Annotated in this window: 15 protein-coding genes; 14 read left to right on the top strand and 1 reads right to left on the bottom strand. The window is 65.9% G+C overall.

Annotated elements, in window-relative coordinates; genetic code table 11:
* Window positions 1-10: 10 nt before the first annotated feature.
* The 12 genes from L867_RS0104685 to L867_RS0104630 all read left to right on the top strand — a co-directional run bounded on the left by L867_RS0104685 (window position 11) and on the right by L867_RS0104630 (window position 13,172).
* Complete coding sequence (locus L867_RS0104685; RefSeq protein ID WP_028735805.1) at window positions 11-2,869, top strand: SPOR domain-containing protein; 2,859 nt, start codon at window positions 11-13, stop codon at window positions 2,867-2,869.
* A 119-nt stretch (window positions 2,870-2,988) separates the two neighbouring features.
* Window positions 2,989-4,017 (top strand): beta-N-acetylhexosaminidase, encoded by a 1,029-nt coding sequence (gene nagZ, locus L867_RS0104680; protein ID WP_028735804.1) that lies wholly within the window; start codon window positions 2,989-2,991, stop codon window positions 4,015-4,017.
* Window positions 4,017-4,880, top strand: coding sequence for a segregation and condensation protein A (locus L867_RS0104675; RefSeq protein WP_028735803.1), 864 nt, complete (start codon window positions 4,017-4,019; stop codon window positions 4,878-4,880). Before nagZ ends, L867_RS0104675 begins: the two co-directional genes overlap by 1 nt.
* Before the next feature lie 4 nt (window positions 4,881-4,884).
* On the top strand, window positions 4,885-5,619 hold the full coding sequence (scpB, locus tag L867_RS0104670; RefSeq protein WP_028735802.1) for an SMC-Scp complex subunit ScpB: 735 nt from the start codon (window positions 4,885-4,887) through the stop codon (window positions 5,617-5,619).
* Between the two features lie 96 nt (window positions 5,620-5,715).
* Window positions 5,716-6,849, top strand: coding sequence for an ABC transporter ATP-binding protein (locus tag L867_RS0104665; protein WP_028735801.1), 1,134 nt, complete (start codon window positions 5,716-5,718; stop codon window positions 6,847-6,849).
* Between the two features lie 5 nt (window positions 6,850-6,854).
* Window positions 6,855-7,052: a twin-arginine translocase TatA/TatE family subunit gene (locus tag L867_RS0104660; protein ID WP_028735800.1), complete on the top strand. Its 198-nt coding sequence runs from the start codon at window positions 6,855-6,857 to the stop codon at window positions 7,050-7,052.
* Window positions 7,053-7,199: 147 nt separating this feature from the next.
* Window positions 7,200-7,850 carry a Sec-independent protein translocase protein TatB gene (gene tatB, locus L867_RS0104655; protein WP_028735799.1) on the top strand — a complete coding sequence of 217 codons (651 nt, stop codon included), beginning with the start codon at window positions 7,200-7,202 and terminating at the stop codon, window positions 7,848-7,850.
* On the top strand, window positions 7,847-8,665 hold the full coding sequence (tatC, locus tag L867_RS0104650) for a twin-arginine translocase subunit TatC (protein ID WP_028735798.1): 819 nt from the start codon (window positions 7,847-7,849) through the stop codon (window positions 8,663-8,665). Before tatB ends, tatC begins: the two co-directional genes overlap by 4 nt.
* 105 nt (window positions 8,666-8,770) lie before the next feature.
* Window positions 8,771-10,054, top strand: coding sequence for a serine--tRNA ligase (gene serS / locus L867_RS0104645; RefSeq protein ID WP_028735797.1), 1,284 nt, complete (start codon window positions 8,771-8,773; stop codon window positions 10,052-10,054).
* A gap of 15 nt (window positions 10,055-10,069) precedes the next feature.
* Window positions 10,070-10,843 carry a 5'/3'-nucleotidase SurE gene (gene surE / locus L867_RS0104640; protein WP_028735796.1) on the top strand — a complete coding sequence of 258 codons (774 nt, stop codon included), beginning with the start codon at window positions 10,070-10,072 and terminating at the stop codon, window positions 10,841-10,843.
* Between the two features lie 8 nt (window positions 10,844-10,851).
* A complete protein-coding gene (locus L867_RS0104635) occupies window positions 10,852-11,493 on the top strand; it encodes a protein-L-isoaspartate(D-aspartate) O-methyltransferase (RefSeq protein WP_028735795.1) in 642 nt (213 codons plus the stop codon).
* Between the two features lie 143 nt (window positions 11,494-11,636).
* Window positions 11,637-13,172, top strand: a complete 1,536-nt coding sequence (locus tag L867_RS0104630) for a LysM peptidoglycan-binding domain-containing M23 family metallopeptidase (protein ID WP_028735794.1) — start codon at window positions 11,637-11,639, stop codon at window positions 13,170-13,172.
* 57 nt (window positions 13,173-13,229) lie between these two features.
* On the opposite strand, the gene L867_RS0104625 is transcribed toward L867_RS0104630, so the two are convergent.
* A complete protein-coding gene (locus L867_RS0104625) occupies window positions 13,230-14,102 on the bottom strand; it encodes an ATP-binding protein (RefSeq protein WP_028735793.1) in 873 nt (290 codons plus the stop codon).
* Between the two features lie 204 nt (window positions 14,103-14,306).
* Between L867_RS0104625 and yajC the strand changes: the two genes are divergently transcribed.
* Together yajC and secDF are read left to right on the top strand one after the other, a co-directional pair.
* A complete protein-coding gene (gene yajC / locus L867_RS0104620; protein WP_028735792.1) occupies window positions 14,307-14,654 on the top strand; it encodes a preprotein translocase subunit YajC in 348 nt (115 codons plus the stop codon).
* Between the two features lie 78 nt (window positions 14,655-14,732).
* Complete coding sequence (gene secDF, locus L867_RS0104615; RefSeq protein ID WP_028735791.1) at window positions 14,733-17,285, top strand: protein translocase subunit SecDF; 2,553 nt, start codon at window positions 14,733-14,735, stop codon at window positions 17,283-17,285.
* The last annotated feature ends 1 nt before the right edge of the window (window position 17,286 follow it).

Raw genomic sequence — 17,286 nt, 5'->3', positions numbered from 1 at the left:
GGATCAAGTAATGGTACAGAAGCAGGCCGCATTCAGCAGTCGATTGGGGAGCGATAGTTTCGCGGACGATGATCCGTTGGCGGAGCTTGCCCGGATCGTCGGCTTCGAGCCGCCCGTTGCGCGCGAACCTGCGCCGACGCGTCCCACGGCGCCGGAAGAGCCGCATTTCAACCTCGAAGACGAGCTTCTGCGCGAGTTCGAGGTCTATGATGCACCGCTTCGGGCGAGCGAAGAGCCGCGCGCCGCCGAGCCTGCCATCGCCTCCCAGTCCCGTTCGCCGGTCGAAGAGATCGAAGAGCTGGAGGACGTGTTCTATCCCGAGTCCTTCATCGAGCCGGTTGCGGAAGCCCCGTCGGCACGCGTCGAACCCGTTTTCGAGCCCGAGCCGCGCCAGGAGCCGTCCTTCTCGGTCGATCTGGCCGACGAGCTGGAGCTGGCCGTGTCCGAGCAGGAGGAGGCGTCCGCCTGGTCTGCTCCCGCGCCCGAGCCGAAGCTGCGCCTGCCGCTTGCCAATTTTGCCGCCCAGCCGCCGGTTCGCGCCGAGCCGCAATTCGTAGACGAGACGCCGGCCGAACCTGCGCCGCAGGTCGAGCCCGCGCATTATGCGGCAGAGCCGGGCGAGGCCTCGTCGGTCGACGACTTCTTTGCGGACGAGGGTTTCCAGTGGAGCGAGACGGTCTCCGGCCCCGCTTCGGCTGTTCCGGCCGCATCGCTCGAGCGACCGGCCGATCCGTTCGGCTTCGACGATCTCGTCGCCGAGGCCGGCGACCGTTCGGGTCGTCCGCCGGAAGTCGCGGTAGCCGCACCGGTTTCCCGCGCCGAGCCGTCCTTTGCCTTTTCCTTTGCCGACGACCTGGCTGCGAGTGAGGAGTTTGACCACTCCGCACCGGCGGCTGTGTCCGCCGAGCCTCAGGCTCCGGCCGCGTCTTACCCGAGCCCCGCAGCCTCGCAGGCGGTCGACTATGCCGCGCCGGCCGGCGATTTGCGTCCGGCTATCGAGGAAGAAGAGTTCGATCCCTTCTCCGAAGGCGAGTTCGACCTGCAGCTCGAAGATCTGGAGCTCGATCTCTCCGACATCGAGGTGGATTTCGACGAGCCTGTAGTCGCACCGGTCATCCCGGCCGCACGGCCGGCTCCCGTCTCTCTCGCAACGCCGGTTCTGCCCGCCGCAGCGCCTGTCGTGACGTCGGCTCCGGCCGCCTATGTGGCCCCGGCGGCCTATGCAGCTGCGGCACCCGTGGCGGTATCGCCGTGCGTGGCGCCGGCGGAAGTGCGCGCCGCGCCGGCAAAGCCCGTCCCGTCCGAATTCGACTTTACCGACGAGCCGCTGGCTTTCGATCCCGCCGAGATTTCCGAGCAGGACGATCACCTCGAATCGATCGCCCACATGGACGTGCCGGAAGTGCCGGTGCCCGACAGCAAGCCGGCGCCGGTCGCCTACGCACACGACTACGATCTCGACATCGACGGCGAACTGGCGACCTTGTTCGACCAGCCGTCGACCACGCCGGCCGCCGCCGTCGCGGCTCCGGTGGCCGTCGCCATGCGCCAGACGCCTTCGCTCGCAACCCCGGTCGCGGCCCAGGCCCCGGTTCAGGCAGCAGCCCAGCCGGCGAATGCGCCGCTGCCGCCGATGGACGATTTCGACGCCTTCGAACGGGCGCTGGAGGAGGATTTCCGCCACACGCTCGACCGGCCGTCGGACTATGCGGCCGCCAATGCTGGCCGGATCAACATCCCGATGGAGCCCAAGGGCCTGTCGCGGTTCGGTTCGCGTGGCCTGCTGATGGCGGGCACGGCCGTCATCGTCGTGCTTGTCGCAGGCGGTGCGCTCTATACCTGGCTGACCGGTACCGGCCCATCGATGATCTCGTCGGGCGAGCCGCAGGTGATCGCCGCCGACAAGGATCCGGTGAAGATCCTGCCCGAGAACCCGGGCGGCAAGTCCGTGCCGAACCAGGACAAGGCCGTCTATGACAGCGTCGCTGGCGCCGCAGTCGAGGATCCGAAGCAGGAGAGCCTGATCTCCTCGAGCGAGGAACCCGTCGACGTCGTGCAGAAGACGCTGATCCCTGAAACCCTGCCGCTCGAAGACGAATCGGACGCCCAGGCGCTTGGCACGCCGGTCGGTGAAACCGAGGATCCGCGGCTCCTGCCGGACCAGAACGGAACCGCGCAGCCGGCCGCCAATGGTGCCGCAGAACCGGCGACGATCACGCCGCGCAAGGTGCGCACCATGATCGTGCGTCCGGACGGCACGCTGGTCGCCCAGGAAGCGCCGCCCGAGGCCGCTCCCGCGCCGACGCTCGAAGCGCCGGCCGTGACGGAACCGACAGCAGCGCCGTCCGGCGACAAGCCCGCCCTGGCGGCTCCGTCCACCACGGCCGAGACGCCGTTGGCCACCGCTCCGGCCGATGCGCCGAAGGGTCCCCTTCCGACCGCACGGCCTTCGACGCCGGCCGAGACCGCCGCAGCACCGGCGGCCGCCCCGCAGGCGCCGGCACCCGCCGCACAGCCGGAGCCGGCCGCACCCGTTGCCGAAACCGCACCAGCTCCGACGCCGGCCGCTGCCGCGCCCGAGCCCGCTGCTCCGGAACCTGCGGCCGCCCAGCCGGCACCTGCAGCCGGCGGCTATTACATCCAGGTCGCGTCGCTGCCGTCCGAGGCGGAGGCGGAAAAGTCCTACAAGAGCATTTCCGGCAAGTTCGGCAGTGTCGTCGGCGGTCGTGCCTACGAGATCAAGCGGGCCGAGATCGCCGGCAAGGGCACGTATTATCGCGTGCGCATCTCGGCCGGCACCAAGGCCGATGCGGCAGCCCTTTGCGAGCGCTACAAGGCGGCCGGCGGCAGCTGCCTCGTCACGAAGTAGGCAACGCATCCCAGAGACCACGAAAAAAGAGGCGGGAACCTACGGTTTCCGCCTCTTTTCCTGTGTATGACCCGAACCCGTCGCTTCGGCTTTGATCCCACCCCTCTTATGATTCGGCCATGACCCAGACATCCATGCCCGCAAAAGCAATGATCCTCGGCTGCACCGGCCTTGCCCTGAGCGCCGACGAGAAGGCCTTCTATCGCGACGAGCAGCCATGGGGCTTCATCGTCTTCGCCCGCAATCTGAGCGAGCCGGCGCAGATCCGCGATCTGGTCGCCGAAATGCGCGAAACGGTTGGCGGCCGCAATGCGCCGGTGCTGATCGATCAGGAGGGCGGCCGGGTGCAGCGCATTCGCGAGCCGATCGCCCCGCGTTATCCGTCTGGCGCCGTGCTCGGCGAACTCTATCGCCGCGACCGGGAACTCGGCCTGCGCGCCGCCTGGCTGATGTCGCGCCTGCACGCCTTCGATCTCATCCGTCTCGGCATCAATGTCGACTGCCTGCCGGTGCTCGACGTGCCGGTGGAAGGCGCCAGCAACGTCATCGGCGACCGCGCCTATGGCAATGACCCGGAAACGGTCGGCGCGATGGGCGAGGCGGCGGCGGCGGGCCTGAAGTCCGGCGGCGTCCTGCCGGTGATGAAGCATGTGCCGGGCCATGGCCGCGGCATGGCGGATTCGCACCACGAGCTGCCGGTCGTCACCACGCCGCTGGCCGAGCTTGAGGCGCATGACTTTCCGCCCTTCCGGCGGCTGCGCAACGAACTGATGGCGATGAGCGCGCATGTGGTATACTCGGCCATCGATCCGGATCACCCGGCATCGACCTCGCGCAAGGTGATCGACGAGATCATCCGCGGCTATATTGGATTCGACGGGCTGCTGATGTCGGACGACGTGTCGATGAACGCCCTCAAGGGCACGCTCGGTGAGCGGACGGCGGCGATCGTCGCCGGCGGCGGCGACGTCGTGCTTCATTGCAACGGCCTGATGGACGAGATGCGGGCGGTCGCGGCCGAGGTGCCGCTGCTGAAGGGCAAAGCCCGGGCGCGGGCGGATGCCGTCGAGGCGGCCTTCGGTAGGGCCGACACAGCCGAAGAAGTCGCCATCCGTGACGAGTTTGACGGCCTGAGGGCGACCGCCTGATGTCGCCCGTGTCCGCCACGCCCCCATCGCCCAAGCGGCCGGCATCCGGCAATCCGGCAACGCCGATGGACAGCCTGTGGCAGGACACGGCCGAGGAACGCCTGACCGGCGAACCGGCCTTCGTCATCGACGTGGCAGGCTTCGAAGGACCGCTCGACCTTCTGTTGTTCCTCGCGCGCAACCAGAAGGTCGACCTGTCGCGGATCTCGATCCTCGCGCTGGTCGAGCAGTATCTCGAATTCATCGAGAGCGCCCGCCGCATCCGTCTGGAGCTGGCGGCCGACTATCTCGTCATGGCGGCCTGGCTCGCCTATCTGAAATCGCGCCTGCTGATCCCGCAGCAGGCCAAGGACGAAGGCCCGTCGGGCGAGGAAATGGCGGCGACGCTCGCCTTCCGGCTGAAGCGGCTGGAGGCGATGCGCGAGGCGGCGACGCGGCTGATCAACCGCAACCGTCTCGGCCGCGACGTGCACGCGCGCGGTGCGCCGGAGCATGTGCCGACCCGCGTCGACAATGCCTACGAGGCCTCGCTCTACGATCTTCTGACCGCCTATGCCTCGCTCAGGCAGCGCCAGGCGACCACCCAGGTGACGATCGCGCGCCGCCGCGTCTGGTCGCTTGCCGATGCACGCGCCATCCTGACGCGCATGATCGGCGAGATCGGTGACTGGACCGCGCTCGACCATTTCCTCCTGCGCTACCTCACGACCCCTGCCGAGCGGGTGAGCGCGATCGCCAGCGCCTTTGCCGCGTCGCTGGAGCTGGTGCGCGAGGGCCGGCTGGAGATCCGCCAGGAGGGCGCCTTCCAGCCGATCTACCTGCGCAGCGGCCCGCGCGCCGGCGAACTGGCGGCGGTGGAGTAGCGCGATGGCGGAGGTGCGGGACGGCGATTTCTTCCCCGAGGGCGAGGCGGATCAGGCAGTCGTCGAGCGCGACCCGATGCTGGAGCGCGCCGAGCGCGAGGCGATCCGCATCGCCGAGGCGCTGGTCTTCGCCTCCGCCGAGCCGGTGTCGGAAAACTTCATCGCCGACCGCCTGCCGCGCGGCATCGACGTCAAGGCGATCATGCACCGGCTGAAGGAGGACTACGCCCCGCGCGGCGTCAATCTGCTTCAGGTCGACGAGCACTGGGCCTTCCGCACTGCTGCCGATCTCTCCTTTGCCGTCCGCAAGGACGAGGCCGAGGTCAAGAAATTGTCGCGCGCGGCGCTCGAAGTGCTGGCGATCATCGCCTATCACCAGCCGGTGACCCGCGCCGAAATCGAGGACATTCGCGGCGTGCAGACGTCCAAGGGCACGCTCGACGTGCTGATGGAGGCGGGCTGGGTCCGCTTCCGCGGCCGCCGCCGCACACCCGGCCGCCCCGTGACGCTCGGCACGACCCGCGATTTCCTCGATCATTTCGGCCTCGAAGAGCTGCGCGACCTGCCGGGCCTCGACGAATTGAAGGGGGCGGGACTGCTCTCCGGGCGCATTCCGGCGAACTTCAACATTCCCCTGCCCATGACCGGCGACGAACTCGCCGAAGACGAGGATCCGATCACCCAGCTCGATCTCGAGGAGCTTGGCCTCTTGACTCCGGGTGGAGAAGCGGACGAATAGCATCAGGTTTATAACGGTAACCGGGCGGTGTTCGGATGTCCTGCGTGGCGCGCTCGTGCCCCGGCATCCGTAACAGCCGGCCATGCGGACGGTGGAATGAGCGCGCTAACGATGCAAGGCGACAATTCGAGGCGCACGGCTGGCGTTACCTTTGCGGCGCGGTTGAGCTTCGAGGACATCCGCCACGGCTATCACAATCGTGAGACCCTGCGCGGGGTGTCGCTGACCGCCGAGCCTGGCGAGGTCCTCTGCCTGCTCGGACCGTCCGGCTCCGGCAAGACGACCCTGCTTCGCATTGCCGCAGGCATCGAGGCGCAACTGTCGGGCCGCCTGCTGCTGAACGATCGCGAAGTCGCCGGCCCTTCCGTCTTCGTGCCGCCGGAACAGCGCGGCATCGGCCTGATGTTCCAGGATTTCGCCCTTTTCCCGCATATGAGCGTGGTCGAGAACGTGCGCTTCGGCCTCACCGCCATGCCGGCGCGCGAGGGCGTTTCCGAGGCGATGGCGGCGCTGGAGCGCGTCGGGCTTGCGCACTGTGCGCAAAAATATCCGCATGCGCTTTCCGGCGGGGAGCAGCAGCGAGTGGCTCTCGCCAGGGCGCTTGCGCCGCGTCCGGGCGTTCTTCTGATGGACGAGCCGTTCTCCGGTCTCGATTCTCGCCTCAAGGACACGATCCGCGCCGATACGCTGGCGATCCTTCGCGAAACGCGGGCGACCGCGGTCGTCGTCACGCACGATGCGGAGGAGGCGATGCGCATGGCCGACAGGATCGCGCTGCTGCGTGACGGCAAGCTGGTGCAGGTCGGCAGCTCTGACGATCTCTATCGCCGGCCGAGGGACCTGTTCACCGCGGCATTCTTCTCCGAGATCAACGAGTTCTCCGGCATCGTGCACAACGGCCATGTGGCGACGCCGCTCGGGGTCGCCGAAGCGCCGGGCATTGCCGAGGGCAGGGAAGTTTCGATCGCCGTGCGGCTCTCCGGGGTCGGCGTCAGCGAGGATAGCGGCGTCATTCCGGCCCGCATCCTGTCGCGCCGCTTCCTCGGCGTGGTCGAACTGCTGGAACTCGCAATCCCTGGAAGCGAGCGGCCGGTACGTTCGCGCATGCGGGCGGACATCCTGCCGCCGGGCTTGCGCGATGCGACAATTGCGGTCAATCCGCACGACATTTTGGTGTTTGAAAAAGACTCTGAAACCCCTTACATCGGGGAAACAGAAAACACGGAGTGACTGGTATGGGTTCTTTTAGCATGTGGCACTGGCTGATCGTCTTGGCCATCGTTCTGTTGCTGTTCGGCCGCGGCAAGATCCCGGAGCTGATGGGTGATGTCGCAAAGGGCATCAAGAGCTTCAAGAAGGGCATGTCCGACGACGAGACCGACACGGCGGCCACCGGCAAGTCCGTCGATCACAAGGCCGACGAAACGAAGTAACCCTGGCTCGGTCGCGTCGCGACCGCTGAGGGATACCAGGCGCCCCGTTGGATCGGGGCGACCTTCTCCCATTCGGGACAAGGGGATGTGCGGCGTATCGCCCATGATGCGCGGTCCCCGGAATAAATGGCTTCAGGAGCCCGTTGAATGCTGGATATTGGCTGGACCGAGTTGCTCGTCATCGCGGTGATCCTGATCGTTGTGGTCGGTCCGAAGGACCTGCCGCCGATGATCCGCGCTTTCGGCAAGATGACGTCGCGGCTGCGCCGCACGGCCGGTGAATTCCGCGCCCAGTTCGACGAGGCGCTGCGCGAGGCGGAACTCGACGACCTGCGCAAGTCGGTCGACGATGTCCGCAACCTCAATCCGAAGAACGCGCTGCGCGACGCCATCAACCCGCTGCGCCAGATGGGCAACGAGATCAAGGCCGACCTGCAGAAGGCGACGACAGCGGATGCCAAGGCCGCAGCCGGCGTTACGTCCACTGAACCTGCACCCGCCGCTTCCTTCCCCGAAATGCCGTCGCCTCTGGTCGGTGTGCCGGGCGAACTCGCCCAGCCGATGCCGGATCCCGCACCGGCGCCCGCCGCTAAGCCCGCCAAGGCGGCTGCGCCCCGCAAGGCCAAGGCTGTCGCGGCCGCCGCTTCGGCCGCCGAGAGCCCCAAGCCGGCAAAGTCGCCGGTCGCCGCCAAGACGGTGAAGTCGGGCCGCTCCAAGCCCGTCGCCGTGGAGAGTGAGACCGCCAGGCCGGCCGCTCCGAAGAAGCCCCGCAAGCCGAAGACCGAGGAGTCCGCATGAGCGGCGACATCGAAGACAAGCCACAGCCGCTCGTCGAGCATCTGATCGAACTGCGCTCCCGCCTGATCTGGGCGATCGGCGCGTTCTTCATCGCCTTCATCGGCTGTTTTGCATTCGCCAAGCAGCTCTTCAACATCCTGGTCGTTCCCTATAAATGGGCGGTCCTGTGGGCCGGGCTCGATCTTGCCAAGGCGGAGCTGATCTATACCGCGCCGCAGGAGTTCTTCTTCACCCAGGTGAAGGTGGCCATGTTCGGCGCCGTGGTGATCGCCTTCCCGGTGATCGCAGCGCAGATCTACAAGTTCGTGGCACCGGGCCTCTACAAGAACGAACGGGCGGCCTTCCTGCCGTTCCTGATCGCTTCGCCGATCCTCTTCCTGCTCGGCGGCGCGCTCGTCTATTTCTTCTTCACGCCGATGGTGATGTGGTTCTTCCTCGCCATGCAGCAGGCGCCGGGCGAGGGCGAGGTGGCCATTTCGCTGATGCCGAAGGTTTCGGAATATCTGAGCCTGATCATGACGCTGGTGTTTTCCTTCGGCCTGGTCTTCCAGCTGCCCGTCATCACGACCCTTCTGGCCCGCGTCGGCATCCTCGAAAGCCAATGGCTGGCCGAGAAGCGCAAGTACTTCATCGTCGTCGCCTTCATCGTCGCGGCGGTGCTGACCCCACCCGATCCGATCTCCCAGATCGGCCTTGCTTTGCCGACAATCCTTCTCTACGAGGTAGCCATCTATGCTGCGCGACTCGTGGAGCGTCGCCGGGCCGCCGAGACTTCGGTTGTCGCGGACGAGGCGAGCGAGCAGGACAGCGCCTAAGCTGCGCCGTTCGTCCTCCTCCACTCCCGGGCATGCATCCATGGGGCCGGACAGGGCACCCGCCAGGTCCGATCCGACGATCACGAGAGATGACCTGGAACGACGATGCTTGATATCAAATGGATCCGTGACAATGCCGAAGCCCTTGATGCCGCGCTGGCCAAGCGCGGCGCCGAGCCCCTGGCCGCAAGCCTGATCGCCCTCGACGAGAAGCGCCGCTCCGTCGTCCAGTCGCTGCAGGACATGCAGTCGCGCCGCAATGCCGCCTCCAAGGAGATCGGTGCGGCCATGGGCAAGAAGGACATGGATCTCGCCGAGAAACTGAAGGCCGAAATCGCTCACCTGAAAGACCTCATGCCGGCAGCGGAAGAGGAAGAGCGTCAGGTATCGGCGGACCTCACCGACCAGCTGTCGCGCATCCCCAACATTCCGCTCGACGACGTGCCGGTCGGCAAGGACGAGCACGACAATGTGGTGAAGCGCGTCGTCGGCCAGAAACCCGGCTGGAACCACGCGGCCAAGGAGCATTACGAGCTCGGCGAAGCGCTCGGCTACATGGACTTCGAGCGCGCCGCCAAGCTGTCCGGTTCGCGCTTCACGGTCCTGACCGGCCCGCTCGCCAGGCTGGAACGGGCGATCGGCCAGTTCATGCTCGACCTGCATACCACCGAGCACGGCTATACCGAAGTGTCCTCGCCGCTGATGGTGAAGGACGAGGCCATGTACGGCACAGGCCAGCTGCCGAAATTCGCCGAGGACCTGTTCCGCACCACCGATGGCCGCTGGCTGATCCCGACGGCGGAAGTGACGCTCACCAACCTGGTTTCGGGCGAGATCCTCGAACAGGAAAAACTGCCGCTGCGCTTCACCGCGCTCACCCCGTCCTTCCGCTCGGAAGCGGGTTCCGCCGGCCGCGACACCCGCGGCATGCTGCGCCAGCACCAGTTCTGGAAGTGCGAACTCGTGTCGATCACCGATGCCGAAAGTGCGATCGACGAGCATGAGCGCATGACCGCCTGCGCCGAGGAGGTGCTGAAGCGCCTCGGCCTGCATTTCCGCACCATGACGCTCTGCACCGGCGACATGGGCTTCGGCTCGCGCAAGACCTACGACCTTGAAGTCTGGCTGCCGGGCCAGGACACCTATCGCGAGATTTCCTCGTGCTCGGTCTGCGGCGATTTCCAGGGCCGGCGCATGAACGCCCGCTATCGCGGCAAGGACGGCAAGGGCACGACCTTCGTCCACACGCTGAATGGTTCGGGCACGGCCGTCGGCCGGGCGCTGATCGCCGTCATGGAGAATTACCAGAACGAGGACGGCTCGATCACCGTTCCCGACGTTCTGCTGCCCTATATGGGCGGCCTGAAGAAGATCGAAAAAGCGGCTTGAGGGCAGGGGGATCGGATGCGCATTCTCCTGACCAATGACGACGGCATCCACGCCGAGGGCCTTGCGGTTCTCGAGCGCGTTGCCCGTACGCTCTCCGATGATGTCTGGATCGTGGCGCCCGAGACTGACCAGAGCGGCCTTGCCCACTCGCTGACGCTGTCGGAGCCGCTCAGGCTGCGCAAGGTCGCCGACAAGCGCTATGCGCTGCGCGGCACGCCGACCGACTGCGTCATCATGGCGATCCGCGAGATCCTGCCGGAAAAGCCGGACCTGGTCCTGTCCGGCATCAATGCCGGCGGCAATGTCGCAGACGACGTGACCTACTCCGGTACGGTCGCCGGCGCCATCGAGGGCACGTTGCAGGGCGTCCGTTCGATCTCGCTCAGCCAGCTCTACGAATATTCCAACGGCGGCCGGGTCATCCCTTGGGAAGTCGCCGAAGCGCTGGCGCCCAAGCTCCTGGCGCAGCTGATCGAGATCGATCTTCCGCCGGGCACCTTCCTCAACATCAACTTCCCGCGCTGCGCGCCGGCCGAGGTCAAGGGTGTCGAGGTGACCTCGCAGGGCAAGCTCGATTTCGGCCTGGAAGTCGAGGAGCGCGCCGACGGCCGCGGTTTCCCCTATTACTGGCTGCGTTTCGGCGATCGCGGCAGCACGTTCCGCAACGGCACTGACCTGCAGGCGCTGAAGGAAGACAAGATCTCGGTCACGCCGCTCAAGCTCGACATGACCGACTACACCGTCCAGGACAGCATCGCCCGGGCACTTGGTTTCGGAGCGGCCGATTGAAACCGGGTATGGTCGAAAAGGAGGGCTTTGCCGCGCTGGTGCTCAGGCTCCGGGCGGAAGGGATTTCCGACCTCGATCTGCTGACCGCGGTCGAGCAGACGCCGCGCTCGCTATTCGCGCCGCCGCAATATTCCGACCACGCCTATTCCAGCCGGTCCATCCCGATCGAATGCGGCGCCTTCATGGAGGGGGCCGATCTCGCGGTGCGGCTGCTCTCCCACCTGCATGTGAAGCCCGGCCAGCGCGTGCTGGAAATCGGCACCGGCAGCGGTTTCATGACCGCCGTGCTTGGCCGTCTTTCCGAGCGGGTCATGTCGATCGAGCGCTACAAGACGCTGATCACTGCTGCCCAGCGCCGTCTCGACAGCCTGTCCTTGCGCAATGTCGTGCTGCGGCAGGCCGACGGCAGCCACGGGCTGACGGGTGAGGGCACCTTCGATCGCATCCTGGCCACAGCGTCCTTCCCCACCATGCCGCGCTTCCTCGCCGAGCAACTCGTCTCCGGCGGCGTCCTGCTTGCCCCGCTGATCACCGGGGAGGAGACCTGCATGATGGTTCGCCTGACCAAGACGGGCAGCCGTTTCGACCGCGAGGATCTTTTTGAAGTGCCTTATCTACCGCTGGTGCCGAAGATCGCGTCCTATCTCTGAGGGCGTTTCCGATACCCGCTGAAGTGCTCGAATGTGCGACTTCTCGAAAATAGTTCACGGCGATTTGGTGCGATTAACCCGCCAGTAACACTAACACGCTTTAATCATACCCACATCAGGTTGCGTAATATGTGGGTCGAGTTATGCGTATGAGTGTATCGCCAAAAACCAGACTGCCGGTCGCCCGTCTCCTTGTGGCGATGTTGCTTGCCAGTGCTGCCACGGGCTGCAGCTCGGATGCGTCGCGGTTCAGTTCCGTATTCTCCACCGACAATCTGACGACGGCGTCCATTCCGCGGCGCAATGTCGTTGCCTCGCCCGTGCCCTCCGCCGATGTCGGCGGCATGCAGTCGGCGAGCCAGGCGGACTACACGAACCGCCAGCAAGCGGTAAATCAGCCCTATCCGAGCCAGCCGTCCTACGCACCGGCTTCGGCGGCACGCGCCGCGGCGGCGCCGGTCGCCGTCCAGCGCGCCGAATTGGCGGCGCCCGGTTCCAGCAAATCCGCCGAACGCGCCGCCGCGCTCGCTCAGCCTTTCCCCGCCGCCCCGGCGGAAAGGCAGACCGCCATGCTCGCGCCGCCGACTTCCGGCGATGCGCTGACCACCGGCTCGACCAAGTCGACCGGTGCCTGGAGCAAGACCAATGCGGCCCGCGTGACGCTTCGTCCCGGCGAGAGCATCGCGACGCTCTCCGCCCGCTATGGGGTGCCGGAGAGGGAGATCCTCAAGGCGAACGGGCTTACCCATTCAAGCGATGCGGCGCCCGGCCAGCTGGTGCTGATCCCGACACTCGGCGGTCAGGCCAATGCCGCCCGCGCCGCAGCCGACGCTTCCGTCCTGCCGGACGGCAGCAAGAAGCCGACCCTGCCGCAGTCGCCGGAACAGAACGTTGCCGTCCTGCCGACTGTGCCGACCTCGCGCGACAAGTCGCAGGCCAACCCTTCGAGCGCCACCGGCAAGGCCGTGGCCGGCGCCGGCGAGGGGGCAGCTCCCGGAACCTACGTCGTCAAGCCTGGCGACTCGCTCAACAAGATCGCCAAGGCGACCGGCACGCCGATCGACAAGCTGAAGGCCGCCAACGGCCTGACCTCGGCCAACATCCGTATCGGCCAGTCGCTGAAGATCCCCGCTGGCGGCGCCGTCGCAGCAGCGCCCGCAACCGACTCGCTCAAGACCGCGACGATCCCGGCCTCAAGCAGCGACGCAAGTGCGCCTGCCGCCTACAAGGCGCCGGTCGCCACCAAGTCCGTCAGCGAAGTGGCATCCGCCGATCCGAAGGAAACCGCGCCCGAGGCGACCGGCATCGGCAAGTATCGCTGGCCCGTTCGTGGCGCAGTGGTCGCCGGCTACGGCGCCAATGTCGACGGCAAGCGCAATGACGGTATCGACATCTCGGTTCCGGAAGGCACGCCGGTCAAGGCGGCCGAGAACGGTGTGGTCATCTATGCCGGCAACGGCCTGAAGGAACTGGGCAATACGGTTCTCGTGCGCCACGACGACGGTACCGTCACGGTCTACGGCCATGCCGACGCGCTGTCGGTCCAGCGCGGCCAGAAGGTCCAGCGCGGCCAGCAGCTCGCCACCTCCGGCATGAGCGGCAACATCAAGCGCCCGATGCTGCACTTCGAGGTCCGCAAGGATGCGAGCCCGGTCAACCCGATGACTTTCCTGGAATAGGTATTGCGTCCCAGGCAAGCGATGAAAAGGTCCGGTATCCCCGGGCCTTTTCCCGTTTCAGGCCCGGTCCGTCGCGATCCTGAGCCGGCCGGCGAGATCCTGGATATATTGCCAGGCGACACGGCCCGAGCGTCCGCCGCGGGTCGTCGCCCATTCGAGCGCCTCGCGGTGCAGGTCGCTCCGTTCTAGCGGCAGGTCGAAATGGGCGGCGTAGCCGTCGATCATCGTCAGGTAGTCGTCCTGGCTGCATTTGTGGAAACCCAGCCACAGACCGAAACGGTCGGAGAGGGAGACCTTCTCCTCGACCGCCTCCGACGGGTTGATCGCCGTCGACTGCTCGTTCTCCATCATGTGGCGCGGCAGGAGGTGGCGGCGGTTCGAGGTCGCATAGAACAGCACATTGTCCGGGCGTCCCTCGATGCCGCCGTCGAGCGCCGCCTTCAGCGACTTGTAGGCCGTGTCGTCGTGGTCGAACGACAGGTCGTCGCAGAACAGGATGATGCGGTGTGGCGTGTCCTTGAGCAGGTCGAGCAGGGCGGGCAGCGTGGCGATGTCCTCGCGGTGCACTTCGACTAGCTTGAGCGAGACCCCGGTCTGGGCGCGGATGTCGGCGTGCACGGCCTTGACCAGTGACGACTTGCCCATGCCGCGCGCCCCCCAAAGCAGCACGTTGTTGGCCGGATAGCCCTCGGCGAAGCGCAGCGTGTTCTCGTGCAGGATGTCGCGCACATGGTCGACGCCGCGGATCAGCGACAAGGCCACGCGGTTGGGTTTCTTGATCGGCTGGAGATGGCTTCGCAGCGGCGACCAGACGAAGCAGTCGGCGGCCGTCCAGTCGTTTTCCGCCGGCGGCGGGCCGGCAAGCCGTTCCACCGCCGCGGTCAGGCGACGCAGTTCCGCGAGCAGCAACTGGTTTGCGTCTTCAGTCATCGGACCCTCCTCGGCACGCTGCCGCCACGCGCGGCATTTTGCCCGGCGGTAGCATGGCCTTTTGCAGGCCGAAAGGGTAAGAGGCTGTAAAACGGTACTGGCCGGCGCTGTTTGTGTTGCATTCGAACGTCTCGGCACTATATTCCGGCAACCTGAAGCGGGGGCGAGGCTGCCCGCAAACATCGCAGTCTAGGGAGTTATTCCATGTTCTTTACGCAAGCCTTCGCCCAGGACGGCGCCGCCGCAGGTGGTGCATTCGGTTCAGGCCTCGAGATGCTCTTCCTCTTCGCGCCGCTGATGCTGATCTGGTACTTCCTGCTGATCCGTCCGCAGCGCCAGCAGCTCAAGAAGCGCACCGAGACGCTTGCTTCGATCCGTCGTGGCGACCAGGTCGTCATGGGCGGCGGCATCATCGCCAAGGTCAGCAAGGTCATCGACGACAACGAACTCGAAGTCGAGCTTGCCGATGGCGTCAAGGTCCGCGCGCTGCGCAGCTACATCGCCGAAGTCCGCGTCAAGGGCGAGCCGGTCAAGACCGACGCCGCTGCCTGATACCATGCCCTACTGTGCGGTCGGCGGTGCCGGTCGCATTTTTTCTTCTGATGGCAACCATCTGAATTCGAGAGTTTGATGCTGTATTTTTCGCGCTGGAAGACATTCTTCATCTGGTTCACCGTTCTGGTGAGTGTCCTGGTGGCCATGCCCAATCTGCTCAGCGACGAACAGCTTGAGGCTCTCCCGTCGTGGATGCCGAGCAAGAAGGTCACCCTGGGTCTCGACCTGCAGGGCGGCTCGCACATCATGCTCAAGATCGAGAAGGCCGACATCGTCAAGGAACGGCTGGAAACGACCGTCGGCGACATTCGCGCCGCATTGCGTGATGCTGGCATCCGCTATACCGGCCTTTCGGGCGTCGGCCAGCAGGTTCAGGTCCGCATCACCGATGCCGACAAGGTCGAGGCAGCCAAGGAAGCGCTTTCTTCGCTCACCGCCCCCGTGAGCGTCGGCGGCCTGACCGGCGGTTCCATCCAGGAAGTGACCCTGCAGGAAGACGGCACGCTGCTGCGCTTCAACCTGACGGATGCCGGTATCGACTACCGTGCGGGTTCGGCGCTCACCCAGTCGATGGAGGTGGTGCGCCGCCGCGTCGACGAACTGGGCACCACCGAACCGATGATCCAGCGTCAGGGCAATGACCGCATCATCGTGCAGGTTCCCGGCCTGCAGGACCCGCAGCGCCTCAAGTCGCTGCTGAACCAGACCGCCAAGCTGTCCTTCCACATGGTCGACATGAGCATGCCGGTGACGGAAGCGATCAACGGCCGTCCGCCGGCAAACGCCGAGGTGTTGTATTCGCAGGACGATCCGGCCGTACCTTATCTGGTCGAGAAGCGGGCGCTGGTCTCGGGTGAAAACCTGGTCGACGCACAGGCAAGCTTCAACCAGCAGACCAATGAGCCGGTCGTCACCTTCCGCTTCGACAGCAAGGGCGCCCAGCGTTTCGCCCAGGCGACGCAGGAAAATGTCGGCCGTCCCTTCGCCATCGTTCTCGACGACCAGGTCATTTCCGCGCCGGTCATTCGCGAGCCGATCATCGGCGGCTCCGGCCAGATCTCCGGCAATTTCTCCGTCGAGGGTGCAAACGACCTGGCCGTGCTGCTGCGCGCCGGCGCGCTGCCCGCGACGCTCACCGTCGTCGAAGAGCGCACCGTCGGTCCGGGCCTCGGCCAGGACTCGATCAATGCCGGCATCTTCGCCAGCGGCATCGGCGCCATCTTCGTCGTGTTGTTCATGCTGGGTTTCTACGGCTCCTTCGGCGTGATGGCGAACATCGCGCTGACTGCCAACATCGTGATGATCCTCGCTGTCCTTTCGTTGATCGGTTCGACGCTGACGCTGCCCGGCATCGCCGGTATCGTGCTCACCATGGGCATGGCGGTCGATTCGAACGTTCTCGTCTATGAGCGCATACGCGAGGAGGCGAAGAGCGGCCGATCCCTTGTCCAGTCGATCGAGATCGGCTTCAACAAGGCCTTCGCGACGATCGTCGACGCCAACCTGACGACGCTGATCGCGGCGGCCGTGCTGTTCTTCCTTGGTTCTGGTCCGGTCAAGGGCTTCGCCGTGACGCTCGCCATCGGTATCATCACGACGGTCTTCACCGCCTTCACCATGACCCGTTGGCTGGTGGCCGTGTGGTTCCGCTGGCGCCGTCCCAAGCACCTGCCCAAGGGCATTCGCACCGGCATGTTCGACGCGCAGAACATCCGCTTCATGGCGATTCGACGCTACACCTTCGGCATTGCCGGCGCCCTCGCTCTCGCCTCGATGGTCGGGTTCTTTACCGTCGGCCTCAATCTCGGCATCGACTTTCAGGGCGGCTCGATCATCGAGGTCAAGGCCCGTTCGGGTGCGGCCGACATCGGCGAGATCCGCGACCGCTTGAGCGAGCTCAATCTGGGCGAAGTCCAGGCCCAGGGCTTCGGCGATCCTTCGAGCGTGCTGATCCGCATCCAGGCGCAGGAGGGCGGCGAGAATGCCGAGCAGTCGGCGATCACCCTGGTGCGCGGTGAACTGGAGGATGCCTACGAGTTCCGCCGAGTCGAGGTGGTCGGTCCGGCCGTGTCCGGCGAGTTGACGCAGACCGCGACGATCGGCGTTGCCGTCTCGCTGCTCTTCATCCTCGTCTACATCTGGTTCCGCTTCGAATGGCAGTTCGCGGTCGGTTCGATCATCGCTACGCTGCACGACGTGATCCTGACGCTTGGCCTGTTCGTTCTGCTGGGGATCGAGTTCAACCTCACCAGTATCGCGGCGATCCTGACGATCATCGGCTATTCGCTCAACGACACCGTCGTGGTCTATGACCGAATGCGCGAAAACCTCAGGCGCTACAAGAAGATGCCGCTCGACGTGCTGATCGATACCTCGATCAACCAGACGCTGTCGCGTACCGTGCTGACCGGCTCGACGACGCTTTTGGCCCTGCTGGCGCTCTACCTGTTCGGCGGTGAGGTCATCGCGTCCTTCACGCTCGCCATGCTGTTCGGCGTTCTCGTCGGTACCTTCTCGTCGATCTATATCGCCGCGCCGGTGCTGATCGCCTTCAAGCTGCGCCCGGAAACCTTCCAGGAGCGGGATGCCGAGAGCGCCCGGCCCGTGTCCGGCAAGGTCGAGGCCTGAG

The sequence above is a fragment of the Paenirhizobium selenitireducens ATCC BAA-1503 genome, from assembly GCF_000518785.1.
In the GTDB taxonomy this organism is placed as follows: domain Bacteria; phylum Pseudomonadota; class Alphaproteobacteria; order Rhizobiales; family Rhizobiaceae; genus Allorhizobium; species Allorhizobium selenitireducens.
The sequence above is the reverse complement of the archived record's forward strand: the minus strand, read 5'-3'. Positions and strand labels throughout refer to the sequence as shown.